This is a genomic window from Clostridium sp., assembly GCF_051656525.1.
In the GTDB taxonomy this organism is placed as follows: domain Bacteria; phylum Bacillota; class Clostridia; order Clostridiales; family Clostridiaceae; genus Clostridium.
The window spans coordinates 1-2,874 of record NZ_JBOGCC010000084.1 but is presented as its reverse complement, the minus strand read 5'-3'; the positions used below and the strand labels follow the sequence as shown (position 1 = coordinate 2,874).

The 2,874-nt window shown below is 31.0% G+C and carries 3 protein-coding genes; all 3 read right to left on the bottom strand.

Annotated features, from left to right (window positions below; translation table 11 throughout):
• The coding region (locus ACRDDY_RS03105; RefSeq protein WP_438563505.1) for an adenylosuccinate synthetase at positions 1-486 on the bottom strand (486 nt) is incomplete at its 3' end.
• Between the two features lie 402 nt (positions 487-888).
• Positions 889-1,683: a pyrroline-5-carboxylate reductase gene (proC, locus tag ACRDDY_RS03100; RefSeq protein ID WP_438563504.1), complete on the bottom strand. Its 795-nt coding sequence runs from the start codon at positions 1,681-1,683 to the stop codon at positions 889-891.
• An 85-nt stretch (positions 1,684-1,768) separates the two neighbouring features.
• Positions 1,769-2,874 (bottom strand): replicative DNA helicase (locus ACRDDY_RS03095; RefSeq protein ID WP_438563503.1); only part of this gene is annotated, 1,106 nt, incomplete at its 5' end.

The following is a 2,874-nucleotide window of genomic DNA, read 5'->3' as shown; positions in this document are numbered from 1 at the left end:
TAATTTTTCTTCAAAAACTGCTGGATGCATAAGATCACAAACTCTTAATCCGCATCTTTCATATTTATCTGTATAACAAGGACCTATTCCTTTTCCTGTAGTTCCTATGTCATTTTTTCCTCTAGCTTTTTCTTTTAATATATCTAATGTCTTATGGTAAGGCATTATAAGTTGCGCTCTATCACTAACTATTAATTTTTCTGGTGTAACTTTTACTCCAACACCTTCTAAATATTCTATCTCATCAAATAACGCTTTAGGGTCTACAACAACACCATTTCCTATAACGTTAACTTTGTCATCATATAATATTCCTGATGGTATTAAGTGAAGCTTATATTCCTTATCTCCTACTACTACAGTATGACCTGCGTTATTACCACCTTGGAATCTAACAACTACATCTGCATCCTCTGCTAAGTAGTCTGTCATTTTTCCTTTTCCTTCATCTCCCCATTGGGCTCCTAATACTATAAATGCTGACATTATAATCCTCCTTCAGACTAATTAAATAATCTTCCTTTATTTTTCATGGAGTAGTTTATATTATTATTATTTACAATAATTCTAAATATAAACCTATTTGGATTTATCTCTCCCATACACAATAGTATCAAAATGAATGTTGTAGGTCAATGAAAATTCGAATGTTTTTTATTTTTTCAAAATAAATATTCGTATATAAAAAATTTTTACCAAATAAAAAACTCTAGAGGCTGTGAATCTCTAGAGTTTTGTCTTAATTATAAATTAAGAGGAGTCTTGTTCATGTGTTTGTATTCATTGTGTGTTTTTTCTTCTAATAATCAATTTAATATATAATTGATATTGATTATCATTAACTTATTTTTATTATAATTTATTTTTCAAACTTTGTCAACAAGATAACTACATATTTTTTGATTTTTCTGCACACGTTTTTATTGCACTAATCATAGTATTTCTTATTCCATTTCTCTCTAAGTCTGCTACTGCCTCTATTGTTGTTCCTCCTGGAGAACATACCATATCTTTTAATTCCCCTGGATGTTTTCCTGTTTCTAATACCATTTTAGCTGAACCTAAAAGACTTTGTGCTGCCATTTTATATGCTTTATCTCTAGGAATTCCTAAATTAACAGCTCCATCTGCCATAGCTTCAATAATCATAAATACATATGCAGGAGATGAACCACAAAGTCCTATAAATGCATGAAAATCTTTTTCAGCTAATACTTCGTACTTTCCAAACACACCAAACATCTCACATACAAATTCTAAATCCTCTTCTTTAACATTTTCATTTGGACATATTGCAGACATTCCTTCGCCTACAAGTGCTGGTGTATTTGGCATAGTTTTAACTATTTTTTCATCTACACCTACCCATTCTTCTAAATCAGCCATATTTACTCCAGCTGCAATACTTATAATAAGCTTTCCTTTTAATTCTTCTTTTACCTCTTCTATAACTTCTTTATACATATAAGGTTTAACTGCAAGTATTATTACATCTGCATTTTTTGCTACATCGATACTTTCTGCTCCAATTACACCATACTCTTTTTCTAATCGTATTCTTGATTCTTTTCTTTTAGTTGAAACAAAAATATCCTTAGAATCAGTAAAATTCTTTTTAACTAATCCTCCAAGCATAGCGCCTCCCATATTTCCACAACCAATAAATCCAATCTTTTTACTCATTATAATTTCCTCCTTAAAATCAAAATTTCTATAAAAAATTATCTAGAAGCATATACTCTTCTAGATAATTCTATAATCTTATTTATTATTCTTGATGTATTGCTTCATAATTAGCAAATTTACTGTATTGCCCAAGCCATGCAAGTTTCACTGTTCCAACTGGGCCGTTTCTTTGTTTTGCTATTATACACTCACCAGTATTTTTTTCTTCTGTGTCTTTATTATAATACTCATCTCTATATAAAAACATAACAACATCGGCATCCTGCTCTATTGAACCTGATTCCCTAAGGTCAGAAAGCATTGGTCTATGGTCTGCTCTTTGCTCTGGGGCACGGGATAACTGTGATAATGCTATTACAGGACATTCCATTTCCTTTGCTAATGCTTTTATAGATCTTGATATTTCTGATACCTCTTGTTGTCTATTATCTGAACCTGATGAACCTGACATAAGTTGAAGATAGTCTATCATAATTAAATCTATACCATACTCCATTTTAAGTCTTCTACATTTAGATCTCATTTCCATTACAGTAACCCCAGCTGTATCATCTATATACATTTTAGCCTTAGATAATGGTCCTGTTGCTCTTGCTATTCTATCCCAATCATCTGGTTCTAGATTACCTGTTCTAAGTTTAAGCATATCTATATTAGCCTCTGAGCATAATAATTTATATGCAAGCTGCTCTTTTGACATCTCTAGAGAAAATATAACTACACTCTTACCTTCTCTAAGTGCAGCATACTCTGCTATATTTAAGGTAAATGTTGTTTTTCCCATTGAAGGTCTTGCTGCAACAAGTATCATATCTCCTTTTTGGAATCCTGATGTTTTATCGTCTAAATCTTTAAAGCCTGAACTTACTCCTGTAACTTCACCTTTATTATTATATAATCTTTCAATTTCAATAAATCCTCTTTCAAGAACTGTTCCTAATGATTCAAAATCATTTGTTGTTCTCTTCTCAGAAATATCGAATATTCTTTTCTCTGCTTTATCTAAAACTCCTTCAACTTCACCTTGCTTATTATAACTCTCTTCTATTATTTCATTAGAAGCTCTTATAAGCTTTCTTAAAGTTGATTTTTCTAAAACTATTTGTATATATGAAGAAAGGTTAGCTGTACTTGGTACTGATGCAGATATTTCTGTAACATATGTAACTCCACCTGCTCTTTCAAGCA